Here is a 22001-nt window from a genome sequence, read left to right on the forward strand (position 1 = left end):
GTGCGGATGCCCAGCGACAGCCGCAGCCCGGTCGCCACGGCCGGACCGGCACCGGCTCGCGCGCGGCGTGCCCGCCCCGAACCGCCACGCAGCCTCGCCGACGACCTGCGCGCCCGCGACGACGACGCCCTCGTCGAGCTGCTGCGGCTGCGCCCGGACCTCGCCGTGCCCGTGCCCACCGACGTCGCCTCCCTCGCGGTCCGCGCGACGACGCGCGCCAGCGTCCAGCGGGCGCTGGACCGGCTCGACGCGGCGGCCCTGCAGGTCGTCGAGGCCCTCGCGGTCCTGCCGGAGCCGACCGCGCCCGCCGCGGTGACGCGCGCGTGGGGGGCCGACGCCCGCGCCCACCTGCAGCACCTGCGGGCCGTCGCGCTCGTGTGGGGCCCGCCCCGCGGGCTGCGGCTCGTGCGGGTGGCGCACGAGCTGCTCGGGCCCTACCCCGCCGGCCTCGGCCCGGCCCTGCGGCACGTGCTGGACCGCCGCAGCCCGGCCCGGCTCACCGGCCTCGCCGAGCGGCTCGGCCTCGGTGAGGTCGGCGACCCCGAGCGGGCGGTCGAGGCGGTCGTCGCCGCGCTCGGGCGGCGCGAGGTCGTCGACGGGCTGCTCGCCGACGCCCCGGACGGCGCCCGCGACGCGCTCGAGCGGCTGCGGTGGGGCCCGCCGGTCGGGGAGACCCCGGCCCGACTGGACCCGGACGGCCCGCTCGCCTGGCTGCTCGGCCACGGCCTGCTCGCCGTGCCCGAGCCCGGCCTCGTCGTGCTGCCGCGCGAGGTCGGGCTCGCCCTGCGCGACGGCCGCACCCACGCCGCCCCCGTCACCGGGCCGCCGGCGCTGCCGGAGCGCACCGCCGACGTCGGCACCGTCGAGCAGGCCGCCGCCGGGTCCGCGACCGAGGCCGTCCGGCTCGTGCAGGAGGTGCTGCGCACCGCGGAGCGCACGACTCTGTCGGTGCGCCGCGCGGGCGGGCTCGGGGTGCGCGACCTGCGCCGCCTGGCCGCCGCCCTCGGCGAGGACGAGCGGGCCGCCGCGCTCGCCGTCACGCTCGCGCACGAGGCCGGCCTGCTCGGCGCCGACGGCGAGGAGGAGCCCGCGTGGGTGCCGACCCGCGAGGCCGACGACTGGCTGGAGCTCGACGTCGCCGGGCGCTGGGCGGCGCTCGCGGCCGCGTGGTGCGGCAGCGACGCCGTCGCCTCGCTCGCGGGTGAGCGCGGCGGCGACGGCACGGTGCGCGCGGCGCTGTCGGAGGACACCCGCCGCACGGGGTCCCTGCCGCTGCGCCAGGACGTGCTCGCCGACCTCGCGACGCTGCCCGCCGGGCAGGTGCTGGGCGTCGGCGACGTGGTGGCGAGGCTGGACTTCCGCTCCCCGCGCCGGTCGGGGCCGGGCCGGACCGACCTCGTCCGCCGGCTGCTCGACGACGCGGCCTGGCTCGGGCTCACCGGTCGCGGGGCCCTGGCCCCCGCCGCGCGCGAGCTCGTCGGGGCGGGAGCCGACGGGCCGGACGGCGCGGGCCGCGAGGCCGCCGCCGCCCGGCTCGCGACCGTCCTGCCCGCGCCCGTCGAGCACCTGCTGCTGCAGGCGGACCTCACGGCCGTCGCGCCCGGCCCGCTCACCGCCGACCTCGCCGCGGAGGTCGACCTCCTCGCCGACGTCGAGTCCCGGGGCGCGGCGACCGTGTACCGCTTCAGCGCCGCCTCGCTGCGGCGGGCCCTCGACGCGGGCCGCACCGCCGACGACGTGCTCGACGTGCTGACGCGCGCGGGCACCGGCGCGGTGCCGCAGCCGCTGGAGTACCTCGTCCGCGACGTCGCCCGCCGGCACGGCCTCGTCCGGGTCGGCTCGGCCGGTGCGTTCCTGCGGGCCGAGGACCCGGCCGCCCTCACCGAGCTCCTCGCCGACCGCCGGCTCGCCCGGCTCGGCCTGCGACGGCTCGCAGCGACCGTGCTGGCGGCGCAGGCGGACGGCCCGGCCGTGCTCGCCGCCCTCCGCGAGACGGGGCTCGCGCCGGCCGCGGAGGCGGCCGACGGCTCGCTGCTCGTCACCGGGCCGGCCCGGCGCCGCGCGCCGTCGCGCCGTCAGGTCCCCCACGCGGCCGCGACCGGGGCCGCCGCCCGGGCCGTCCCCTCCGGCGAGCAGCTCGGCGAGGCGGTGCGGCGCTGGCGCCTCGCCGACTCGGGCCCGCGTCCGGGCAGCATCGACCTGCCCCACCTCGAGCCGCGGGTCAGCCTCGAGGTGCTGCGCGACGCCGTCGCCGAGGGCCGACGCGTGTGGGTCGGCTACGTCGACGAGACCGGGCGCACGTCGCGCCGTCTGCTGGAACCGCTCGCCCTGTCCGGCGGACGGCTGACGGCGGTCGAGGTGGGCCGTCCGGGCACGCGGACCTTCTCCGTGCACCGGGTGACGGGCGCCGCGGCGGCGCCCCGGGTGGAAGACTGACGCGCGCGGGCCGGTCGACGGCCGGCCCGACCGGACGCCAGTGCAGGAGGAGCAGGCCATGAGCGACCAGACCGGACGGGACGAGCCCGGGCAGCCCGAGGACGAGCGCGCCGCACAGGACCGCCCCGCGGACGAGGGCGGCTACCGGCAGGACGACGGCGGCTCCGTGCTGTCGGGCTTCTCGTGGGACGACCCCGCCGCGGGGGCCGAGCCGACGCGTCCCGAGCCGTCCGGCCCCGGCGACGAGGACGGCACGGGGGCGTCCGGCGGCGCCGACGCGTCCGACGCGGCCACCGCCGCGACGCCGGCCGAGCAGCCCCCCACCGCCCCCTACCCGGCCTCGGGCTCGTCCGGGTCGTACGGCTCGACGGGCTCCTACGGCTCCTCGCAGGGCTCCGGCGAGCCGGGGTCCTACGGGTCGTCGGCGTCGTACCAGCCGGGCTCCTACCCCGCGGGCGGCGGCCAGGAGCCGTCCTCCTCCCCGGGCGCTCCCAGCGACCCCTACGCCTCGCCCCCCGGTGGCGGCTCGGCCGCCGCGTCGCAGCCCTACGGCTCCTCCGGCGAGCAGTCGCCGTCCTACGGCGGGTCGCAGCCGTACGGCTCGCCGTCCGGCGGGTCCACCCAGCCGTACGGGTCGCAGCCGTACGGCTCCTCCCAGCCGTACGGGTCGTCGCAGCCGTCCGGGTCGTCCCCGTACGGGTCGTCCCAGCCCTACGGCACGCCGCAGCCGTACGGGTCCCAGCCGTACGGGTCCCAGCCGTACGGGTCGTCCCAGCCGTACGGGGGCCAGCCCGCCCCCTACCCGCCGCCCGGTCTCGCGCTCGACCCCGAGCAGGAGAAGGCGCGCTCCAGCGCGGTCCTGTGGACGATCCTCAACGGCGTCGCGATCTTCCTGTGCGGCAACCTGCTCGCGATCGGCGGCGTGATCTGCGCGGCCGTCGCCATCGGCAAGGCCCGCGAGGACGTCGCCGCCAGCCGCAACCTCACGAAGTGGTCGTGGATCCTCTTCGCGGCCGGTTTCGCCTTCGCCCTGCTGTTCCTCATCGGCTACATCGTGTTCGTGTTCGGCATCATCGGAACAGCCGGCATGTCGAGCGAGTTCTGACGAGGGTGGTGAACGGCCCCCTCATCGTCCAGTCCGACCGCACGCTGCTGCTCGAGGTCGACCACGCCGACGCGCCCGCGTGCCGGCGGGCGATCGCGCCCTTCGCGGAGCTCGAGCGCGCTCCCGAGCACGTCCACACCTACCGGCTCACGCCGCTCGGGCTGTGGAACGCGCGCGCGGCCGGGATGGACGCCGAGCAGGTCGTCGACGCGCTCCTCACCCACTCCCGGTACCCCGTCCCGAACGCGCTGCTCGTCGACGTCGCGGAGACGATGTCGCGCTACGGCCGGCTGCAGCTGGTCAAGGACGGCGAGGAGCTGCGCCTGCGGGCGCTCGACCAGCCCGTGCTGGAGGAGGTGCTGCGCTCGAAGAAGGTGCAGCCGTTCGTCGGGCGCCGCGTCGCACCCGACGAGGTCGTCGTGCACTCCAGCGACCGCGGCAACCTCAAGCAGGCGCTGCTCAAGCTCGGCTGGCCCGCGGAGGACCTCGCGGGCTACGTCGACGGCGAGGCGCACCCCATCGCGCTGCGAACCGACGACTGGGACCTGCGCCCGTACCAGACCGAGGCCGTCGAGGGGTTCTGGCACGGCGGCTCGGGCGTCGTCGTGCTGCCGTGCGGCGCGGGCAAGACGCTCGTGGGCGCCGGCGCCATGGCGCGGGCCGCCGCGACGACGCTCATCCTCGTCACCAACACGGTCTCGGCGCGGCAGTGGAAGGACGAGCTGCTGCGCCGCACGACCCTCACCGAGGACGAGATCGGCGAGTACTCCGGGCAGCGCAAGGAGATCCGCCCCGTCACGATCGCCACCTACCAGGTGATGACGACGAAGCGGAAGGGCGTCTACCCGCACCTCGAGCTGTTCGACGCCCGCGACTGGGGGCTCGTCCTGTACGACGAGGTCCACCTGCTGCCGGCGCCGATCTTCCGCATGACGGCGGACCTGCAGGCCCGCCGCCGCCTCGGGCTCACCGCCACCCTCGTGCGCGAGGACGGCCGGGAGGGCGACGTGTTCTCCCTCATCGGCCCCAAGCGCTACGACGCCCCCTGGAAGGACATCGAGGCGCAGGGCTGGATCGCCCCCGCGGACTGCGTCGAGGTGCGGGTGACCCTGCCGGAGTCCGAGCGGCTCGTGTACGCGACGGCCGAGCCGGACGAGCGCTACCGGCTCTGCGCGAGCAGCGAGCAGAAGACGCGGGTCGTCGAGCAGCTCGTCGAGCGGCACCGGGGCGAGCCGACGCTCGTCATCGGGCAGTTCCTCGACCAGCTCGCCGACATCGGCGAGCGCATCGACGCGCCCGTCATCACCGGCGAGACGACGGTCCGCGAGCGCCAGCGCCTGTTCGACGGCTTCCGTTCCGGTGACGTGACGACCCTCGTCGTGTCGAAGGTCGCGAACTTCTCCGTCGACCTGCCCGAGGCCGCCGTCGCCATCCAGGTGTCGGGCGCGTTCGGGTCCCGGCAGGAGGAGGCCCAGCGCCTCGGTCGCGTCCTGCGCCCGAAGGCCGACGGGCGGACCGCGCGCTTCTACGCGGTCGTGTCACGGGACACGCAGGACCAGGAGTTCGCCCAGCACCGGCAGCGCTTCCTCGCCGAGCAGGGATACGCGTACCGCATCGTCGACGCCGACGACCTCGCCGGCGGGCCGGTCGACGTGGCCGCGGCGCTCGACTGAGGCAGCCAGGGGACCGGTGGTCGACGTGTGGCCCGTGCTGCTCGTCGCGGCGGCCGGTGCCCACCTCGGGCTCGAGTTCGTCGTGCGGCTCGTGGTCTACCCGGCGCTGGCCGACGCGTCGGGCGGGCCGGGCGGGTCGGGCGGAACGGGTGACGCCGCGCGCACGGCGCACCAGGTGCACACCCGGCGCATGGCCGTCGCCGTGGCGCCCGTGTACGGCGCGCTCGTCGTCACCGCGGCCGGTGCGCTCGTCGTCGTGGGCGGCGTCCTCGCGGTCGCCGCGGTCGGCGTGCTGCTCGCCGTGCTCGCCGTGACGGCCCTCCTCGCCGTCCCGCTGCACGAGGCCCTCGTCAGGTCCGCGTCGGCCCCCGACCGCGTCGCTCTGCACCGACGGCTCGCACGCGTGGACCGGGTCCGGCTGGCCCTGGCCGTGGTCCTGCTCGCGCTCGCGCTGGCGCTGGCCGTCCGCGTCTGAGGGACGTCGTACTCACGACCCGCGCCCTGGCCCGCCCCACGGTGTCATCAGCCGCACAGCCTGTGCGCTCAGGACCGGGCCTCCCGCCCGCCCGTGTCGCCAACCGCACAGCCTGTGCGTCCGGCGCGGCGGCGGTTGTCCACAGGCGTCGACGCACGTCCGCGGTCGACTGCGGCACGGTGCCGGCATGGACCGAGCCGTGGTGCTGCCCTTCCCGCCGGCGCTCATCAGGCGCGTCGTGTCGCAGGACGGGGCCGTGACCTGGGCGCAGCTGCGGGACCACGGCGTCGACGCGGCGACACTGCGCCGCCTGCTGCGCGCCGGCGTGCTCGAGCGTGCCCGCAGGGGCGTCTACGTCGTGCGGTCGATGACGAACCCCGGTAACGCGCTGCGGCTGCGTTGCCGGACCGCGGCCCTGGCCACGAACGGCGTGGTCAGCGGACCGTCCGCCGCCCGGCTGTGGGGCCTGGCCGGCACCGGCGACGGCGACACCGAGGTCGTGGTCCCCCCCAGCCGCCGTGCCACCCCGGCCCCCGACCTGCGGCCCCGGCGGCGTCTGCTCGCCGCGGGCGACGTCACCCACCTGCAGGGCCTGGCGGTGACGACGCCCGGTCGTACGCTCGTGGACGTCGTGACGGGCACCGACCGTGTCGTCGGGCTCGCGGTGCTCGACTCGGCCCTGCGCACGGGTCTCGTCTCCCCCGCCGACCTGCCCGTCCTGGCGCGGCGCGCCCAGGGCACGACGGGCTGCGCAGCGACCACGTCGCTGTGGGCGTGGGCCGACGGCCGCGCGGAGTCGGTGCTCGAGAGCCGGGTGCGCCTGCGGCTGCTGGACGCCGGCCTCGTGCCGGACGAGCTGCAGCTGGAGGTCCGCGACCGCAGCGGACGTCTGGTCGGTCGGGTCGACATGGCCTTCCGCCGGCGGACCCGGGGACGACGAGGCCTGCTGGTCGTGGAGGCCGACGGCGTCGGACCCCACAGCACCCCCGAGGCGCTGCACGTCGACCGCGTCCGCAGCAACGCGCTCGTCGCCGAGGGGCACGACGTCGTCCGTGTCACGTGGAAGGACACCGACCACCCCGGCACCATCCCCGCGGCGGTCCGTGCTGTCCTCTGACGCGGCCCCGGCACCTGCCGCACAGGCTGTGCGGTCCTGCCCACGCCGGACCCCTCACCACGGCGCCCGACGCACAGGCTGTGCGGCTGTGCCCACGCCGGACCCCTCACCACGGCGCCCGACGCACAGGCTGTGCGGTTGTACCCACGGCACCCCGCCGCGCCGCACCCAGGAACTTCCCAGCGCGCTCACGCATTGTCCCCATGTGAGCACCGCGACGAAGACCCGCCTCCTGGTGGTCGACGACGAGCCCTCCATCCGCGACCTGCTGAGCGCGTCGCTGCGCTTCGCGGGCTACGACGTCGCCACCGCGGCGGACGGCACGACGGCGCTGCAGCAGGCCGAGCGGCATCGCCCGGACCTCGTCGTGCTCGACGTGATGATGCCGGACATGGACGGCTTCGAGGTGACGCGGAAGCTGCGCGAGCGCGGCCGGGACATGCCGGTGGTGTTCCTCACCGCGCGGGACGAGGTCGAGGACAAGGTCCAGGGGCTCACCGTCGGCGGGGACGACTACGTCACCAAGCCGTTCAGCCTCGAGGAGGTCGTCGCCCGCATCCGGGCCGTGCTGCGCCGCACCGGCGTGGTCGGCGACGCCACGAGCGGGGTCCTGCGCTTCCACGACCTCGAGCTCGACGAGGACGCGCACGAGGTCCGCCGGGCCGGGCGTCCCGTCGACCTGAGCCCGACGGAGTTCAAGCTGCTCCGCTATCTCATGCTCAACCCCAACCGCGTGCTGTCGAAGGCGCAGATCCTCGACCACGTCTGGGACTACGACTTCGGCGGCGACGGGGCCATCGTCGAGTCGTACATCTCCTACCTGCGCCGCAAGGTCGACACCGGCGAGACCCCGCTGCTGCACACCAAGCGCGGCGTCGGGTACGTGCTCCGCCTGCCACCGGGAGCATGAGCGCGCCCCCTGCCACCGACGCCCCCCGGGGCAGCGGCATCAGCCTCGAGCTGCGGCTCGTGCTCGTCGTGGTCGTCGCGGTCGCCGTCGCGACGACCGTCTTCGGCGCCGTCCTCGTCGTGGCCCAGCGCGGGCAGCTCGTCGGCCAGGTGAACGCCCAGCTCAAGCAGACCGCGCCCGCGGTCGCGCAGTCCGTCGCGGCCAGCATCCGCCTCGAGCGGCTGCCCGCCGGGCGTACGGTCCGCGCCGCCGGTGACCTCCCGAGCGAGTACGTCGTCGTCGCGTACGTGCAGGACCAGGAGAGCCTGGTCGAGATCGCCCCGGAGCTCCGCAGCCGCTCGGAGATGCCGGACGTCCCGCTGCTCACCGCGGCCGAGGCCAGGGAGCTCGGGGAGGTCCCCTTCACCGTCGGCTCACGGCAGGGCGGACTGCGCTGGCAGGTGGTGACGCTGCCGTCCCGCACCGCCGTCGGCGACGTCGGCTCCGTCTCGGTCGCGCTCCCGCTCGACGCCGACGACACGACGAAGCGGCTGCTCGTGTGGACCTTCGCGACGGGTCTGCTCGTCGTCGCCCTCGCCGCCCTCATCGGCGCGGTCGCGGTGCGGCGCTCGCTCATGCCGCTGACGGCCGTGGAGCACACCGCGGCGGCCATCGCCGCGGGCGACCTCACCAAGCGCGTGCCCGAGGGCGGGCAGGACACCGAGGTCGGTCGGCTCACCACCGCGCTCAACGGCATGCTGAGCCGCATCGAGGAGAGCGTCCGGCAGCGCGACGCCTCGCAGGCGCGCATGCGCCGCTTCGTGCAGGACGCCTCGCACGAGCTGCGGACCCCGCTGGCGAGCATCCGCGGCTTCGCCGAGCTGCACCGGCAGGGCGCCGTGCCCGCCGAGGAGGTGGCGGGCACGTTCGGGCGGATCGAGGGCGAGGCGAGGCGGCTCGGCCGGCTGGTCGAGGACCTGCTCCTGCTCGCCCGCCTCGACGAGCAGCGCCCGATGCGACGGGTGGAGGTCGACGTGACGTCGCTCGCGCTCGACGCTGCGGGCGACGTCCGGGCGCTGGACCCCGAGCGGGCCGTGCGCGTGCTCACCCCGGACGGCTCGCCGCTGGGGCCGGCACCCGTGCAGGGCGACCCCGACCGGCTGCGCCAGGTGCTGACCAACCTCGTCGGCAACGCCGTCCGGCACACCCCGGCGGGCTCACCGGTCGAGGTCGTCGCCGGGACCGTCCCCGGCACGGACGGCCGTGAGGTCGCCCTCGCCGTCCGCGACCACGGGACGGGGGTGCCGGAGGCCGACCGCGGCCGCGTCTTCGACCGGTTCGCGCGCCTGGACGCCTCCCGCACCCGCGGGACGGGCGGGTCGGGTCTCGGGCTGTCGATCGTCGCCGCGATCGTCGCCGCGCACGACGGCACGGTCCGGGTCCTCGACACGCCGGGCGGCGGCGCGACCTTCGAGGTGCGGCTGCCGGCCGCACCGCCGCCGGCACCGGACCGTCCCGACGGTCCCGACGGTCCCGACGGTCCCGACGGTCCCGACGGTCCCGACGGTCCCGACGGCGACGCGCCCGCCGAGGCGGACCCTCAGACGAGGAGCTGACGGGCGGCGAGGTCCCGGTACAGGCCCGAGGCGGCCACGAGCTCGGAGTGCGTGCCCTGCGCGACGACCCGCCCCTCGTCCATGACGACGATCCGGTCGGCGTCCACGACGGTCGACAGCCGGTGCGCGACGACGAGGACCGTCGTGTCGGGACCGATGGCCGCGACCGCCGCGGCGAGCGCGGCCTCGTTGCGCGCGTCGAGGCTCGCCGTGGGCTCGTCGAGCAGCAGCAGCGCGGGGCTCGCGAGCAGCGCCCGGGCGATCGCGAGGCGCTGGCGCTGCCCGCCGGACAGCAGCACCCCGTCGTCGCCGACCTGCGTGTCGAGCCCGGTCGCGCGCTGGGCGACGAGGTCGAGGAGGTTGACCCGGCCCATGACCTCGAGCAGCTCCTCGTCGGTGGCGTCGGGCCGGCCGAGCAGGAGGTTGTCCCGCAGCGTGCCCGCGAGCGCCGGGGCGTCCTGCTCGACGTAGGCGGTCGCCCCGCGCAGCTCCTCGCGCGGCAGGTCCCGGACGTCGTGCCCGCCGACGAGCAGGCGCCCGCCCGTCACGTCGTAGAACCGCTCGACGAGCGCGAGCACGGTCGACTTGCCCGCGCCGGAGGGGCCGACCAGCGCGGTGCGGCGTCCCGCCGGCGCCGTGAACGACGCGCCCCGCAGGACGGGCGGCCCCTCGGCGGTGCCGTCCTCCCCGGGGTAGGCGAACCGGACGTCGTCCAGGCGCACCTCGACCGGCGCGTGCGCGAGCACGTCGCGCGCGCGGACCACGTCGCCCGTCGTCTCCACCGGCAGCGCGAGGACCTCCTCGATGCGGGCGAGCGCCCCCAGACCGGTCTGGACGGCGGCGATGGCCGAGATGCCCTGCGCGAGGGGCTGCACGAGCAGGAACAGCAGCAGGACGAAGGCGACGAGGTCCCCGACCGACACCGCCCCCGCGGCCACGCGGGCCCCGCCGACCCCGAGCACGGCGAGGAAGGCGCCCTGCACGGCGATGGAGGCGACCGGGCCGAGGACGGCCTGCAGCCGCGCGAGCCGGACCCCCGCGGCGAATGCGCCCGCGACGGAGCGGCCCACCGTGCGCTCCTCGCGCTCCTCGGCGCGGGCCGCCCTGATGGTGCGCACCCCGCCGAGCGAGCGCTCGACCCCGGCCGTCATGTCGCCGACGGCGGCCTGGGCCGCGAGCGAGGCCGCGCGCACCCGCCGGACGACGAGCAGCGCGCCCGTCATGCCGATGACGACGGCCGACAGCGTGACGGCGAGCAGGAACGGGTCGACGACCGCCATGGCGACGACGGCGCCGACGATGATGACGGCCCCCGAGGCGAGGTCGACGAGGCCGGACGTCACGACCGTGCGCAGCAGGGTGGTGTCGGCACCGACGCGCGACAGCAGGTCGCCGCCGCGGCGGCGGTCGAGCTCGGCGACGGGCAGGCGCAGCAGGCGCCCCACGAGCCGCCGGCGCGTCTCGCGCACGACCGCCTCGCCCGCGCGCTGCAGGACGTAGGCCTGCACGCCCGACAGCAGCGCGGCCACGACGAGCGCCACCACGAGCCACACCGCCGGGACGACGACGCTCGCCGCGGTCTCGATCGCGCCGATGACCTCGCGGACGAGCAGGGGCTGCGCGAGCGCGGCGGCCGCGTTGGCGAGCCCGAGCGCGCCCGCCACGGCGAGCGCCGGCGTGTGCGGGCGCAGCAGGCGTCCCAGCGCCCGCAGGTCCGCACGGGTACCGGGGGAGGAGGCAGGCCCCGGCGGCTGCGGGTCGACGCTCACACGGGCCATCGTGCCCGGCGCCGGGCTCACAGGGTGCTCCCAGGTGACGTCGACCTGGCGCCGAGGACGCGGGTGTCCCATGGTGGCCATGACGACGCCCTCCGCCCCGACGCGCCCGTCCGGCCCCGCCCACCCGTCCGCCCACCCCCACGTCGGCCCGTACGCCGGCCCGTACGCCGACGCCTACGGTCCCCACGCCGGCGCCCCCCTGCCGACCGCCCGGCCCGCGGCCGCCCGTCCCTGGTACCGCCGTCCCGCCCGCGTCGCCGCCGTGTCCGTCCTCGGCGCCCTCGCCCTCACCGGGACGACGGCCGGCGCCGGTGCACTCGCCCTGGCCACGGGCGACGACCTCGCGGCCGCTCTCGCGACCCGGTCCGTCAGCACGGACGCCTCCGGCCCGGCGCCCGAGGCGGCGGTGGGCGCGGTCGCGACCGACGGCGTCGACTGGGGCGCCGTCGCGGACGCCGTCAGCCCCGGCGTCGTCGCCATCACGGTGAGGGCGCCCGACGGCTCGGGCGGGGAGGGCAGCGGCGTGGTGTACGACGCCGAGGGCCTCGTCCTCACCAACAACCACGTCGTCGCCGCGGCGCGCGGCGGAGGCGTCCAGGTGACGCTCTTCGACGGGCGCGTGCTCGACGCCGACGTCGTCGGCACCGACCCCTCCACCGACCTCGCGGTCGTCCGGCTCGTGAACCCGCCCGAGGACCTGGCCGTCGTGCCGCTCGGCGAGAGCGAGGACCTGGGCGTCGGCGACCCCGTCATGGCCGTCGGCAACCCGCTCGGGCTCGCCGGCACCGTGACGACCGGCATCGTGAGCGCCCTCGACCGGCCCGTCACGACGCAGGCGGTGGGTGTCGCCAACGGCGAGCCCGTCGTCACCGACGCGATCCAGACCGACGCCGCGGTCAACCCGGGCAACTCCGGCGGCCCGCTCGTCGACTCGACCGGTCGCGTCGTCGGCATCAACTCCTCCATCGCCACCACCGGCCCGCAGTCCGGCTCGGTCGGCCTCGGCTTCGCGATCCCCGTCGACGTCGCCCGCGCCGTCGCCGCGTCCGTCGTCGAGGACGGCTCGGTGGAGCACGCCCGTCTCGGGGCCTACCTGCAGGACGCGACGGCCACCGTGGCCGACGGGCAGTGGCAGGGCACGCGCCTCGGTGCGGGTCTCGCCGACGTGGTCCCGGGCTCGCCGGCGGAGGAGGCCGACCTGCGCGCCGGTGACGTCGTCGTGGCGGTCGCGGGCGAGCCCACGACGTCGTCGGAGGCGCTCACCGCCCGCGTCCGCGCCCTGCGCCCCGGGGACGAGGTGACCCTGACGGTCGTGCGCGGCACCGAGGCGGTCGAGGTGCCCGTGACGCTCGCCCCGACCGAGGGGTGAGACGCCCGCGGCGGCTGACCTGGGCCGTCGCACCGTCGTCGTGGTCGGTGGCCCGGAACCCCTCGACGGCGGTGGGCGGGGCGGGGCAGGCTCACCTGACGTGACCTCCTCCCCCGCCCCGGGCTCGCTCGCCGACGTGCTGGTCCGCCTCGGGGCGGACCGGCCCGGCGCCGAGGCCACCGAGGCCGACCTGCTCGCCCGCTGGTCCGAGCCGCACCGGCGCTACCACGACCGCCGCCACCTCGCGGAGGTCGTGGAGCGCGTCGAGCGGCTCGTCGGGCACACGGAGCACCCCGACCTCGTGCGGGCGGCGGCGTGGTGGCACGACGCGGTGCACGACGGCCGGGCCGGCGACGACGAGCGCGCGAGCGCCGCCCTCGCCCGCGAGCAGCTGGCGGGGATCGGCGTGGCGGGCCGGCACACGCAGGCGGTCGCGGACCTCGTGCTCGTGACCGCCGACCACGACCCCGGCACGCCGGCCGACCCGGACGCGGCCGTGCTGTGCGACGCGGACCTCGGCATCCTCGCCTCCCCGCCGCAGCGCTACGCCCAGTACGCGGCCGACGTGCGGGAGGAGTACGGGCACGTGCCTGACGAGCTGTTCGCCGCGGGCCGCGCGGCGGTCCTGCGGCGGCTGCTGTCCCGCCGGCTGTTCCGCAGCCCCGGGGCGGCGGGCTGGGAGGAGACCGCGCGGGCCAACGTGGGCGACGAGCTGCGTCGGCTCCTCGCCGGCTCAGCGGTGCCGGCCGCCACCTGAGGCCCGGCGCCGCTCGGCGGCCGTGACCCGCAGCCCGCTAGCCCGCAGCCGGCGCAGGAGGTCCCCGGCGCCGACCGGGTGGGCGCCGGCGGCCACGAGCGCCGCGTGGAGCTCCTCCGGCACGTCGTAGTGGTCGAGGTCGAAGGCCCGGCGGGGCACGCCGGCCGCCGCCGCGAAGGCGTGCAGCTCCGCGAGCGAGGTGTCGCTCACCAGGTGCGACCACGCGCGCCCGTGCGCGGGCCACAGCGGCGGGTCGATGAGGACGGCCACGGCGGCAGGCTACGGCGGCGCGTGTCGTCGGGCGCCCCCTGTGGACGGCGCGCGACCTGCGCCGACGTCCCCGTGCCTGTGGACTGCACCTCCGGGGCTCCGCTCCCGCACCGCAGGGTGGAGGGCACCGGGGCACGGCGTCCCGGCCAGGACGGACGGGAGCGGACGATGGCACGGTTCGAGGTCGACAGCGCGCGGGTGGACGCGGCGAGCGCGCAGGTGCGGGCGACGTCGCAGACGCTGAGCGCGGAGGTGGACGCGATGATGCGGCACCTGGAGGACCTCCAGGGGGTGTGGCGGGGGCAGGCGGCCAGCGGCTTCGCCGCCCTGTCGGCGCAGTGGCGGGCGACGCAGGTGCAGGTCCGGGACTCCCTGGACCAGATCCAGCTCGCCCTCGCGCAGGCGGGCCGGCAGTACGCGGAGACGGAGGCCGCCACCGCGCGCATGTTCGCGGCGTGAGGGGGCGCCCGTCCGCGCGGGGCCGGCGGGCGCGGGCCTCAGGCGTCCGCGCGGGCCGCGGCGATCGCGTCGCGGTAGGCGAGGTAGCTGCGCTTGGGCGTGCGCTCGAGCGTGTCGAAGTCCACGCGCACGATGCCGAAGCGCTTGCTCAGCCCCAGCGCCCACTCGAAGTTGTCGAGCAGCGACCAGGCGAAGTAGCCGCGGACGTCGACGCCCCGGTCCCGCGCGGCCTGCAGCGCCGCGAGGTGCGCGTGGAGGTACTCCACGCGTCGGGGGTCCTCGACGACCCCGTCGGGCCCGGCGGCGGGGTCGTCGTCCCACGCCGAGCCGTTCTCGGTGACGACGACCGGCCCGAGCACCGGGTACTCCTCCTGCAGCCGCACGAGCACGTCGGTGAGGCCGTCGGGCGTGATGGGCCAGCCCATCGCGGTGCCTGCGTCGCCGGGGTCCACCTGCCGCACGAGCTCGAGGCCGGGCTGCACGAGCTCGACGGTCGGCACCGCACCCTCACCGGCCTCGAAGACGGCGTCGTTGTAGTAGTTGAGGCCGAGCCAGTCCAGCGGCGTCGCGATCTGCTCGAGGTCGCCGGGCTCCACGGCACCGGCCAGGTGCGGGTGCAGCAGCGACACGGCGTCCTCGGGGTAGCCGCGGCCCGCGAGCGGGTCGAGCCAGACGGTGTTGCGCACCGCGTCGTACAGCGGCAGGGCCGCGCGGGCCTCGTCGCTGCCGTCGCCCGCGCGGGCGGTGTCGAGGTTGAGCACGATCCCGTAGGCCGCGTCGGGGTCCTGCCGACGCATGGCCGCGACCGCCCGCCCGTGCGACAGCAGCAGGTGGTGCGTCGCGCGCGCGGCGAGGGCGTGGTCGCGGATGCCGGGGGCGTGCACGCCCGAGCCGTGCCCGAGCCACGCGGCGCACCACGGCTCGTTGTGCGTCGCCCACCGCTTGACGCGGTCGCCGAGCGCGTCCTGCACGCCGAGCGCGTACTCGACGAAGGCGTCGACGGTGCGGCGCGAGGCCCAGCCGCCCGTGTGCTGCAGCTCCAGCGGCAGGTCCCAGTGGTACAGCGTCACCCACGGCTCGATGCCGGCGCCGAGCAGCTCGTCGACGAGCCGGTCGTAGAAGCCGAGGCCCTCGGCGGAGAAGTCCCCCCGCCCGGTCGGCTGGACTCGCGCCCAGGCCACCGAGAAGCGGTAGGCGTCGACCCCGAGGTCGGCGAGGAGGGCGACGTCCTCGCGGTAGCGGTGCACGTGGTCGCACGTCGTGTCGCCGTCGGTGCCGTCGGCCACGGCCCCGGGGACGCGGCAGAACGCGTCCCAGATGGTGTCGCCGCGGCCCGCGCGATCGCCCTCGATCTGGAAGGAGGCGGTGGCGGCCCCCCACACGACACCCTGCGGCAGCTCGACCATGGCCCCGAACCTAGCGCCGCCGCCCCGCGTGCGGTGCACACGCCGGCGGGAGCGTGCCTACCCTGGTCCGGTGAGCGCCGTCGCCCTCGGCATCCCCGCCGTGCCCCGTGCGGGCACCGGCCTGCCGCCCCGCCCCGAGGGCGAGCCCGGCCTCGTCGACACGTGGGGCCGTCGCGCGCGGGACCTGCGGGTGTCCCTCACCGACCGCTGCAACCTGCGCTGCTCGTACTGCATGCCGCCCGAGGGCCTGCCGTGGCTGCCGGGCCCGGAGCTGCTGTCGGCGGAGGAGACGGTGCGGCTCATCGGCGTCGCGGTCCGGGACCTCGGGGTCGAGGAGGTCCGGTTCACCGGCGGGGAACCGCTGCTGCGCCGCGACCTGGAGGACCTCGTGGCGGCGACAGCGCGGCTGCGGCTCCCGGACGGCCACGCGGTCCGCACGGCCCTCACCACCAACGGCGTCGGCCTCGACCGCCGCGCGGCCGGGCTCGCGGCGGCCGGCCTTGACCGCGTCACGGTGAGCCTCGACAGCCTCGACCGGGAGCGCTACCGCGCGATCACGCAACGGGACCGGCTCGCGGCGGTGCTGGGCGGCATCGACGCCGCCCAGGCGGCGGGGCTGGAGCCGCTCAAGGTCAACACCCTCGTCGTGCGGGGCGTCAACGAGGACGAGGTCGTCGACCTCGTCCGCTGGGCGTGCGCCCGCGGGATCGAGCTGCGCGTCATCGAGCACATGCCGCTGGAGGCGCACGGCACGTGGGACCGGACGTCGCTCGTCACCGCGCAGGAGGTGCTGGACCGCCTCGGCACGGAGCTCGACCTGGAGCCCGTGGGCGCGCGGGGCAGCGCCCCCGCGGAGCGCTGGCACGTGCGCGAGGCCGGCCGCGACCTCGGGACGGTCGGGGTCATCGCCTCGGTCACCCGCCCCTTCTGCGGCGACTGCGACCGGGTCCGGCTCACGGCCGACGGCCAGGTCCGCTCGTGCCTGTTCGCCACGCACGGCACGGACCTGCGCGGCCTGCTGCGCGCCGGGGCGGACGACGGCGAGGTCGCCGACGCCTGGCGGGCGGAGCTGTGGGCGAAGAAGGCCGGGCACGGCATCGACGACCCGGGTTTCGTGCGGCCGGACCGCCCGATGAGCGCGATCGGCGGCTGAGGTGACGGCCGTCGGGGGCGACACGCTGCAGGTGCGGTGGTTCGCGGGGGCGCGCGCGGCCGCCGGGACGCCGGCGGAGACGGCCGGCGCCGCACCGGAGGAGTCGGTGAGGACGGTCCTCGCCCGACTGGCCGCCGACCGCCCGGGGCTGGGCCGGGTCCTGCCGGCGTGCTCGTTCCTGCTCGACGGCGTCTCCGCGCGAGCGGACGCCCCGGTCGGGACCGCGACGACGCTCGACGTGCTGCCGCCCTTCAGCGGCGGCTGAGCCAGGCCCACGCCGGCCGGCGGGGCGCGGGCTCAGGCCAGGCCGCCGAGCCCCACCCACTCGTCGCTGCCGTCGGCGAAGTGCTGGTGCTTCCACACCGGCAGCCGCTCCTTGACGGCGTCGACGAGGACGGCAGCCGTCTCGAACGCCTCGCGCCGGTGCGCGGCGGCCACCGCGACGGCGAGCGCGCAGTCCCCGACCGCGAGCGGGCCGACCCGGTGGACGACCGCGACCGCACCGGCACCGCTGAGCGCCGCGACGTCGGCCACCACGGCGCGGACGACCTCGGCCGCCTGCGGGTGCGCCTCGTAGTCGAGCAGCACGACGCGACCGCGACCGGGGCTGTCGTGGTCGCGCACGACGCCGTCGAAGGTGACGACCGCGCCGTGGGCGCGACCGGCGACATCGGCGGCGAGGTCGGCCGCGCGCACCGGCTCCGACGACACCTCCGCGCGCACGACGACGCACGGTCCGGGCGGGGACGACGGCAGGTCCGGGGCGCTCACCCGGTCGAGCGTAGGTGCCGTGCATCCAGCCGCGGCGCTCGCGCGGTAGAGCGGTCAGGTGACCCGGAAGAGGTCACCGTCCGACCCCCTGGAGGTACTCGATGACACGCACCGCCACCGCTGCCGCTGCCCTCGTCGGCGCCGCTGCGCTCGCCCTCACCACGGCGGGCCCCGCGGCCGCCGCCCCCAACAGCCGCGGCGCCACCGAGATCGTGCCGAACGAGGTGCTCGCGTCCCTGCTCGTGTCCGTGGACAAGCCCTACACCGACCGCGACGGCGACGGCGCCCCCGAGTTCGGCATCGTCGGCAACCCGTCCAGCGGCGTCATCAAGCACGTCGGTGGCGTCACCGTCACCGACCTGAGCGGCGAGAACGAGTACTCGCTGCGCAACTTCTGGATCGACACGACCGGGGAGTCGATCACGGTGAGCGCGGTCGTCAACGACGGCGACCGGCTCGAGCTGTTCGACGTCGGCGCGGACCTGTCGCTCGCCCTCAATGCCACGTCCGCGACGGTCCTCACCGGGGACGCGGCCAACGCCGGCCTCGTCGTCGGCAGCGCGGACGCGTCCTTCTGGGACTTCTGACCCCTGCCTCCACCGCTGCGGGCGGCCGGTCGTCAGGGACCGGCCGCCCGCAGCCGCGTCGGACGCCCTCCTGCGCTCAGGCCGGGCCCGTGGCCGGCTCCGAGTCGTCGCCCAGCGCGGCGAGCTCCGCGGCCGCGCGTTCCGCGATGTCGAGCTCGTAGCCCGCGAGCGTGATGGCGTCGCGGAGCCCCCGGGCGCCGAAGCGGTCCCGTACCTCGTGGACGAGGGCGACGACGGCCGGGTCGGCGTGCGCCTCGACCTCGTCGAGCACGGGGTCGGCGTGCTCCGGGCCGTGCGGGTGGGGTGCGTCGCGGGCGCCGTGCGCCTGCCCGCCGCCGTGCGGCGCCGAGGCACCGGACGTGGCGAGCGGTGCGTCCGGGTCGGCGAGGTCCTGGCCCGCGTAGGGCTCCTCCGGCTGGTCGCTCATGGGGCAATCCGATCACAGCGGCCCGCCGGGGGCACGACGGCGGGACACGCACGCTGGGGCGACCGGGCGGCACCCGGTGCGCGCGGCGGGCGCCCGACGACGAAGGCCCCCGGGCGAACCCGGGGGCCTCCGTCAGCGGTCGCCCGCTGGTGGTGCGAGGTGGTGCGGCCGGATCAGAAGTCCATGCCGCCCATGCCGCCGTCGCCGGCGCCGGCGGCCGCGGGGGCCTTCTCCGGCTTGTCGGCGACGACCGCCTCGGTGGTGAGGAACAGCGCCGCGATGCTGGCCGCGTTCTGCAGGGCGGAGCGCGTCACCTTGGCCGGCTCCACGATGCCCGTGGCGACCATGTCGACGTACTCGCCCGTGGCCGCGTTGAGGCCGTGGCCCGCGGACAGGTTCTTGACCTTCTCCGCCACGACGCCGCCCTCGAGGCCGGCGTTGACCGCGATCTGCTTGAGCGGGGCCTCGAGCGCGACGCGGACGATGTTCGCCCCGGTCGCCTCGTCGCCGCTCAGGTCGAGCCCGTCGAGCGCGGGCAGCGCGTTGACGAGCGCGACGCCGCCGCCGGGGACGATGCCCTCCTCGACGGCCGCCTTCGCGTTGCGGACGGCGTCCTCGATGCGGTGCTTGCGCTCCTTGAGCTCGACCTCGGTGGCCGCGCCCGCCTTGATGACGGCCACGCCGCCGGCGAGCTTGGCGAGGCGCTCCTGGAGCTTCTCGCGGTCGTAGTCGGAGTCGCTGTTCTCGATCTCCGTGCGGATCTGGTTGACCCGCCCGGCGATGGCGTCGGACTCGCCGGCGCCCTCGACGATCGTGGTCTCGTCCTTGGTGACGACGACCTTGCGCGCACGGCCCAGCAGGTCCAGCGTCGCGTTCTCCAGCTTGAGGCCGACCTCCTCGGAGATGACCTGGCCGCCGGTGAGGATCGCGATGTCCTGCAGCATGGCCTTGCGCCGGTCGCCGAAGCCCGGGGCCTTGACGGCGGCGGACTTGAACGTGCCGCGGATCTTGTTGACGACGAGCGTGGCGAGCGCCTCGCCCTCGACGTCCTCGGAGATCACGAAGAGCGGCTTGCCGGACTGCATGACCTTCTCCAGCAGCGGGAGCAGGTCCTTGACCGTCGAGATCTTGGAGTTGACCACGAGGACGTAGGGGTCCTCGAGCACGGCCTCCATGCGCTCGGTGTCGGTCGCGAAGTAGGGCGAGATGTAGCCCTTGTCGAAGCGCATGCCCTCGGTGAGCTCGAGCTCCAGGCCGAAGGTCTGCGACTCCTCGACCGTGATGACGCCCTCCTTGCCGACCTTGTCCATGGCCTCGGCGATCATCTCGCCGATCTGGGTGTCGGCGGCCGAGATCGAGGCGGTGGAGGCGATCTGCTCCTTCGTCTCGACGTCCTTGGCCATGCTGAGGAGCTGGTCGGACACGGCCGCGGTGGCCTTCTCGATGCCACGCTTGAGCGCCATCGGGTTGGCGCCGGCCGCGACGTTGCGCAGGCCCTCGCGGACGAGCGCCTGGGCGAGGACGGTCGCCGTCGTCGTGCCGTCGCCGGCCACGTCGTCGGTCTTCTTGGCGACCTCCTTGACGAGCTCCGCGCCGATCTTCTCGTACGGGTCGTCGAGCTCGATCTCCTTGGCGATGGAGACGCCGTCGTTCGTGATCGTGGGTGCGCCCCACTTCTTCTCGAGGACGACGTTGCGGCCCTTGGGGCCGAGGGTGACCTTGACGGCGTCGGCGAGGGTGTTCATACCCCGCTCGAGACCGCGCCGGGCCTCCTCGTCGAAAGCGATGATCTTGGCCATCTGGTGGTGGTCCCTCCGCACACGGTGGGTGGCTCGGACCGGACGACGCCCGCGACGGACGGGCACGCCCCGCCGGTCACGTCCCGGTCGGACCCTGCCCTCGCCTGCCGGTCCGCGGGGCTGCTCGCCCCGTGGTCTTCTGTCACTCCCGGCATGAGAGTGCCAGTCGCATTATTGGCACTCGACGGGTGCGAGTGCAAACCCCGCCCGCTGCGGAGGGCTCCTGCGCCGTCCCGGTGGCAGTCGTTCCGTGACCTGCTCGTGACGTTTCGCCGGGCCGGGGCGGGGGTACGCCACCTGCAGCGGACGACCCCCCGCTCACCCCACGGAAGGAACCGACATGCCTCTCTGGCTGATCCTCATCGTCGTCGGAGTGATCCTCGCCATCGTCGGGTTCTCCGGCGTGGCCGAGTTCCTCATCTGGATCGGCGTGATCGTCCTCGTCATCGGCCTGGTGGGCATCCTCCTGGGCCGAGGCCGGTCCTCACGCGTCTGACCCCGCAGTCGCTCCAGCGCAGCACCCGCAGCACCCCAGCACCCGCAGCACCGAAGATCCGTCCGCCCACCTCGCACCCGGAGCTCCTCTCGTCATGATGATCCTGCTCGCACTCCTCGTCGTCCCCCTCGCCGCGCTCGGTCTCGTGCTCGGCATGGACCGCGTCGAGGACCAGCTGCTCAAGCAGCCGGCCCGGCACCGCTCCCCCGTCCGCCGGAGCGTCGACGCGCGTCCGGCCACCGTCCGCGTGCCCGCCGTGCGCGAGGGCGCCGCTGCCCCGGCCACCCAGCAGGTCGCCGCGTGAGCCGGGTCGCGTTCCTCGTCGCCCACGAGGGCATCGAGCAGGTCGAGCTGACGCAGCCGTGGCAGGCGGTGCGCGACGCCGGCCACGAGCCGGTGCTCCTGAGCACCACCGACGGCGAGGTGCAGGCGTTCGACCACCTCGACAAGGCCGACACGTTCCCGGTGGACCAGCAGGTGTCGCAGGCCGACGTCGGCGACTTCGCCGCCGTCGTCCTGCCGGGCGGTGTGGCCAACCCGGACGCGCTGCGCACCGACGAGGACGCCGTCCGGTTCGTGCGCGCCGCCATGGAGGCAGGCACCCCCGTCGCCGCCATCTGCCACGCCCCGTGGACCCTGGTGGAGACCCAGCAGCTCGTCGGGCGGCGCCTCACGTCGTGGCCGAGCCTGCGCACCGACATCACGAACGCGGGAGGCGACTGGGTCGACTCCGAGCTCGTCGTCGACCGCGCGGGCGCCGGACCGCTCGTCACCAGCCGCAACCCCGACGACCTGCCGGTGTTCTGCGAGGCGCTCGTGGAGCTGCTCGACGGCTCGCTCGAGGACGCCCTGGAGGACAGCGGCTCCGTCGTCGAGGGCACCGAGGCGCTCTCCAAGGACCCCGCCTCCTGAGCGGACCCACCCCGTAGCACGACGAGGGGCGCCACCCGACACGGGTGGCGCCCCTCGCGTTCGTGCGGAGAGCGGCGGCCGGCGTCACGCCGGCCCACGCCTCAGAGGGGGCGGACGGACTCCGCCTGCGGGCCCTTCTGGCCCTGGCCCACCTCGAACTCCACGCGCTGGCCCTCGTCGAGGGACTTGTAGCCCTGCGCCTGGATCGCCGACCAGTGGACGAAGACGTCAGCCCCGCCACCGTCGACCGTGATGAAGCCGAAGCCCTTCTCGGCGTTGAACCACTTGACCGTGCCCTGTGCCATGGTGCTCCTGTTGCTGATGGTGCCGCTGCGCGGCCCCGGGAGTTCCCCGGGTCGTCGGCGACCCGGGACCGGGACGCCGGGTCTCACGCGAACGGTCTTCAGCCCCTGAAGCGGTGCCTCATCCCTCGAGCCCCGTGCGGGCCGTCGTGCTCAACCGCGGCCAGCGTAGTGCCTGGCAGGGCAGGAGGGGCAACGATGGAG

General features: G+C 76.2%; 23 protein-coding genes. 16 read left to right on the forward strand and 7 right to left on the reverse strand.

Annotated features, from left to right (window positions below):
• Positions 1-6: 6 nt before the first annotated feature.
• The 7 genes from WAA21_RS09635 to WAA21_RS09665 all read left to right on the forward strand — a co-directional run bounded on the left by WAA21_RS09635 (position 7) and on the right by WAA21_RS09665 (position 9311).
• Complete coding sequence (locus WAA21_RS09635) at positions 7-2436, forward strand: helicase-associated domain-containing protein (protein ID WP_336922573.1); 2430 nt, start codon at positions 7-9, stop codon at positions 2434-2436.
• A gap of 58 nt (positions 2437-2494) precedes the next feature.
• Positions 2495-3541 (forward strand): hypothetical protein, encoded by a 1047-nt coding sequence (locus WAA21_RS09640; protein WP_336922574.1) that lies wholly within the window; start codon positions 2495-2497, stop codon positions 3539-3541.
• Between the two features lie 5 nt (positions 3542-3546).
• Positions 3547-5214: a DNA repair helicase XPB gene (locus tag WAA21_RS09645; RefSeq protein ID WP_336922575.1), complete on the forward strand. Its 1668-nt coding sequence runs from the start codon at positions 3547-3549 to the stop codon at positions 5212-5214.
• Positions 5215-5230: 16 nt separating this feature from the next.
• A complete protein-coding gene (locus WAA21_RS09650; protein ID WP_336922576.1) occupies positions 5231-5689 on the forward strand; it encodes a hypothetical protein in 459 nt (152 codons plus the stop codon).
• Between the two features lie 187 nt (positions 5690-5876).
• The gene (locus WAA21_RS09655) at positions 5877-6806 is read left to right on the forward strand and encodes a type IV toxin-antitoxin system AbiEi family antitoxin domain-containing protein (RefSeq protein WP_336922577.1); all 930 of its coding nucleotides are present in this window, start codon (positions 5877-5879) and stop codon (positions 6804-6806) included.
• Between the two features lie 205 nt (positions 6807-7011).
• A complete protein-coding gene (locus WAA21_RS09660; protein WP_336922578.1) occupies positions 7012-7716 on the forward strand; it encodes a response regulator transcription factor in 705 nt (234 codons plus the stop codon).
• The gene (locus WAA21_RS09665) at positions 7713-9311 is read left to right on the forward strand and encodes a sensor histidine kinase (protein ID WP_336922579.1); all 1599 of its coding nucleotides are present in this window, start codon (positions 7713-7715) and stop codon (positions 9309-9311) included. The genes WAA21_RS09660 and WAA21_RS09665 overlap by 4 nt, the downstream gene beginning before the upstream one ends.
• Here WAA21_RS09665 and WAA21_RS09670 read toward each other — a convergent pair.
• The gene (locus tag WAA21_RS09670) at positions 9296-11089 is read right to left on the reverse strand and encodes an ABC transporter ATP-binding protein (protein WP_442893260.1); all 1794 of its coding nucleotides are present in this window, start codon (positions 11087-11089) and stop codon (positions 9296-9298) included. The two genes, WAA21_RS09665 and WAA21_RS09670, sit on opposite strands and share 16 nt — an antisense overlap.
• Positions 11090-11168: 79 nt before the next feature.
• Between WAA21_RS09670 and WAA21_RS09675 the strand changes: the two genes are divergently transcribed.
• Both WAA21_RS09675 and WAA21_RS09680 read left to right on the forward strand, forming a co-directional pair.
• Positions 11169-12458: a S1C family serine protease gene (locus WAA21_RS09675; protein ID WP_336922581.1), complete on the forward strand. Its 1290-nt coding sequence runs from the start codon at positions 11169-11171 to the stop codon at positions 12456-12458.
• A 100-nt stretch (positions 12459-12558) separates the two neighbouring features.
• Positions 12559-13215: an HD domain-containing protein gene (locus WAA21_RS09680; RefSeq protein ID WP_336922582.1), complete on the forward strand. Its 657-nt coding sequence runs from the start codon at positions 12559-12561 to the stop codon at positions 13213-13215.
• Here the strand turns inward: WAA21_RS09680 and WAA21_RS09685 are convergent.
• Positions 13192-13485: a DUF4031 domain-containing protein gene (locus WAA21_RS09685; protein ID WP_336922583.1), complete on the reverse strand. Its 294-nt coding sequence runs from the start codon at positions 13483-13485 to the stop codon at positions 13192-13194. The two genes, WAA21_RS09680 and WAA21_RS09685, sit on opposite strands and share 24 nt — an antisense overlap.
• A 168-nt stretch (positions 13486-13653) precedes the next feature.
• Between WAA21_RS09685 and WAA21_RS09690 the strand changes: the two genes are divergently transcribed.
• Positions 13654-13944 carry a WXG100 family type VII secretion target gene (locus WAA21_RS09690; protein ID WP_336922584.1) on the forward strand — a complete coding sequence of 97 codons (291 nt, stop codon included), beginning with the start codon at positions 13654-13656 and terminating at the stop codon, positions 13942-13944.
• 38 nt (positions 13945-13982) lie between these two features.
• Here the strand turns inward: WAA21_RS09690 and WAA21_RS09695 are convergent, their stop codons facing one another.
• On the reverse strand, positions 13983-15350 hold the full coding sequence (locus WAA21_RS09695; RefSeq protein WP_336922585.1) for a GH1 family beta-glucosidase: 1368 nt from the start codon (positions 15348-15350) through the stop codon (positions 13983-13985).
• Between the two features lie 70 nt (positions 15351-15420).
• Here WAA21_RS09695 and moaA point away from each other — a divergent pair, with 70 nt between their 5' ends.
• Together moaA and WAA21_RS09705 are read left to right on the forward strand one after the other, a co-directional pair.
• A complete protein-coding gene (gene moaA / locus WAA21_RS09700) occupies positions 15421-16503 on the forward strand; it encodes a GTP 3',8-cyclase MoaA (protein ID WP_336922586.1) in 1083 nt (360 codons plus the stop codon).
• A 1-nt stretch (position 16504) separates the two neighbouring features.
• Positions 16505-16768, forward strand: coding sequence for a MoaD/ThiS family protein (locus tag WAA21_RS09705; RefSeq protein ID WP_336922587.1), 264 nt, complete (start codon positions 16505-16507; stop codon positions 16766-16768).
• 32 nt (positions 16769-16800) lie between these two features.
• Here WAA21_RS09705 and WAA21_RS09710 read toward each other — a convergent pair whose 3' ends face one another.
• Positions 16801-17274 carry a molybdenum cofactor biosynthesis protein MoaE gene (locus tag WAA21_RS09710; RefSeq protein ID WP_336922588.1) on the reverse strand — a complete coding sequence of 158 codons (474 nt, stop codon included), beginning with the start codon at positions 17272-17274 and terminating at the stop codon, positions 16801-16803.
• A gap of 101 nt (positions 17275-17375) precedes the next feature.
• Between WAA21_RS09710 and WAA21_RS09715 the strand changes: the two genes are divergently transcribed.
• Positions 17376-17861 (forward strand): hypothetical protein, encoded by a 486-nt coding sequence (locus WAA21_RS09715; protein ID WP_336922589.1) that lies wholly within the window; start codon positions 17376-17378, stop codon positions 17859-17861.
• Positions 17862-17937: 76 nt separating this feature from the next.
• On the opposite strand, the gene WAA21_RS09720 is transcribed toward WAA21_RS09715, so the two are convergent.
• A complete protein-coding gene (locus WAA21_RS09720) occupies positions 17938-18288 on the reverse strand; it encodes a hypothetical protein (RefSeq protein WP_336922590.1) in 351 nt (116 codons plus the stop codon).
• 173 nt (positions 18289-18461) lie between these two features.
• The gene (gene groL / locus WAA21_RS09725) at positions 18462-20087 is read right to left on the reverse strand and encodes a chaperonin GroEL (RefSeq protein WP_336922591.1); all 1626 of its coding nucleotides are present in this window, start codon (positions 20085-20087) and stop codon (positions 18462-18464) included.
• A 340-nt stretch (positions 20088-20427) separates the two neighbouring features.
• Between groL and WAA21_RS09730 the strand changes: the two genes are divergently transcribed.
• The 3 genes from WAA21_RS09730 (at position 20428) to WAA21_RS09740 (ending at position 21495) form a co-directional block, all read left to right on the forward strand.
• Entirely contained in the window at positions 20428-20583 is a 156-nt protein-coding gene (locus tag WAA21_RS09730; protein ID WP_336922592.1) for a hypothetical protein, read from the forward strand.
• A gap of 97 nt (positions 20584-20680) precedes the next feature.
• Positions 20681-20887, forward strand: coding sequence for a hypothetical protein (locus WAA21_RS09735; protein WP_336922593.1), 207 nt, complete (start codon positions 20681-20683; stop codon positions 20885-20887).
• On the forward strand, positions 20884-21495 hold the full coding sequence (locus WAA21_RS09740; protein ID WP_336922594.1) for a type 1 glutamine amidotransferase domain-containing protein: 612 nt from the start codon (positions 20884-20886) through the stop codon (positions 21493-21495). The genes WAA21_RS09735 and WAA21_RS09740 overlap by 4 nt, the downstream gene beginning before the upstream one ends.
• Positions 21496-21596: 101 nt before the next feature.
• On the opposite strand, the gene WAA21_RS09745 is transcribed toward WAA21_RS09740, so the two are convergent.
• The gene (locus WAA21_RS09745; RefSeq protein ID WP_336922595.1) at positions 21597-21800 is read right to left on the reverse strand and encodes a cold-shock protein; all 204 of its coding nucleotides are present in this window, start codon (positions 21798-21800) and stop codon (positions 21597-21599) included.
• Positions 21801-22001 lie beyond the last annotated feature (201 nt).

It is taken from the genome of Aquipuribacter sp. SD81 (assembly GCF_037153975.1).
Classification (GTDB): Bacteria; Actinomycetota; Actinomycetes; order Actinomycetales; family JBBAYJ01; genus Aquipuribacter.

Excerpts from the sequence above, each read along its gene's own strand:
- WAA21_RS09670 (WP_442893260.1), bottom strand. The coding sequence starts at position 11,089 with ATGGCCCGTGTGAGCGTCGACCCGCAGCCGCCGGGGCCTGCCTCCTCC.
- WAA21_RS09690 (WP_336922584.1), top strand. The coding sequence starts at position 13,654 with ATGGCACGGTTCGAGGTCGACAGCGCGCGGGTGGACGCGGCGAGCGCG.
- WAA21_RS09735 (WP_336922593.1), top strand. The coding sequence starts at position 20,681 with ATGATCCTGCTCGCACTCCTCGTCGTCCCCCTCGCCGCGCTCGGTCTC.
- WAA21_RS09745 (WP_336922595.1), bottom strand. The coding sequence starts at position 21,800 with ATGGCACAGGGCACGGTCAAGTGGTTCAACGCCGAGAAGGGCTTCGGC.
- WAA21_RS09730 (WP_336922592.1), top strand. The coding sequence starts at position 20,428 with ATGCCTCTCTGGCTGATCCTCATCGTCGTCGGAGTGATCCTCGCCATC.
- WAA21_RS09695 (WP_336922585.1), bottom strand. The coding sequence starts at position 15,350 with ATGGTCGAGCTGCCGCAGGGTGTCGTGTGGGGGGCCGCCACCGCCTCC.
- WAA21_RS09635 (WP_336922573.1), top strand. The coding sequence starts at position 7 with ATGCCCAGCGACAGCCGCAGCCCGGTCGCCACGGCCGGACCGGCACCG.
- WAA21_RS09675 (WP_336922581.1), top strand. The coding sequence starts at position 11,169 with ATGACGACGCCCTCCGCCCCGACGCGCCCGTCCGGCCCCGCCCACCCG.
- WAA21_RS09720 (WP_336922590.1), bottom strand. The coding sequence starts at position 18,288 with ATGAGCGACCAGCCGGAGGAGCCCTACGCGGGCCAGGACCTCGCCGAC.
- WAA21_RS09655 (WP_336922577.1), top strand. The coding sequence starts at position 5,877 with ATGGACCGAGCCGTGGTGCTGCCCTTCCCGCCGGCGCTCATCAGGCGC.
- WAA21_RS09640 (WP_336922574.1), top strand. The coding sequence starts at position 2,495 with ATGAGCGACCAGACCGGACGGGACGAGCCCGGGCAGCCCGAGGACGAG.
- WAA21_RS09715 (WP_336922589.1), top strand. The coding sequence starts at position 17,376 with ATGACACGCACCGCCACCGCTGCCGCTGCCCTCGTCGGCGCCGCTGCG.
- WAA21_RS09665 (WP_336922579.1), top strand. The coding sequence starts at position 7,713 with ATGAGCGCGCCCCCTGCCACCGACGCCCCCCGGGGCAGCGGCATCAGC.
- groL (WP_336922591.1), bottom strand. The coding sequence starts at position 20,087 with ATGGCCAAGATCATCGCTTTCGACGAGGAGGCCCGGCGCGGTCTCGAG.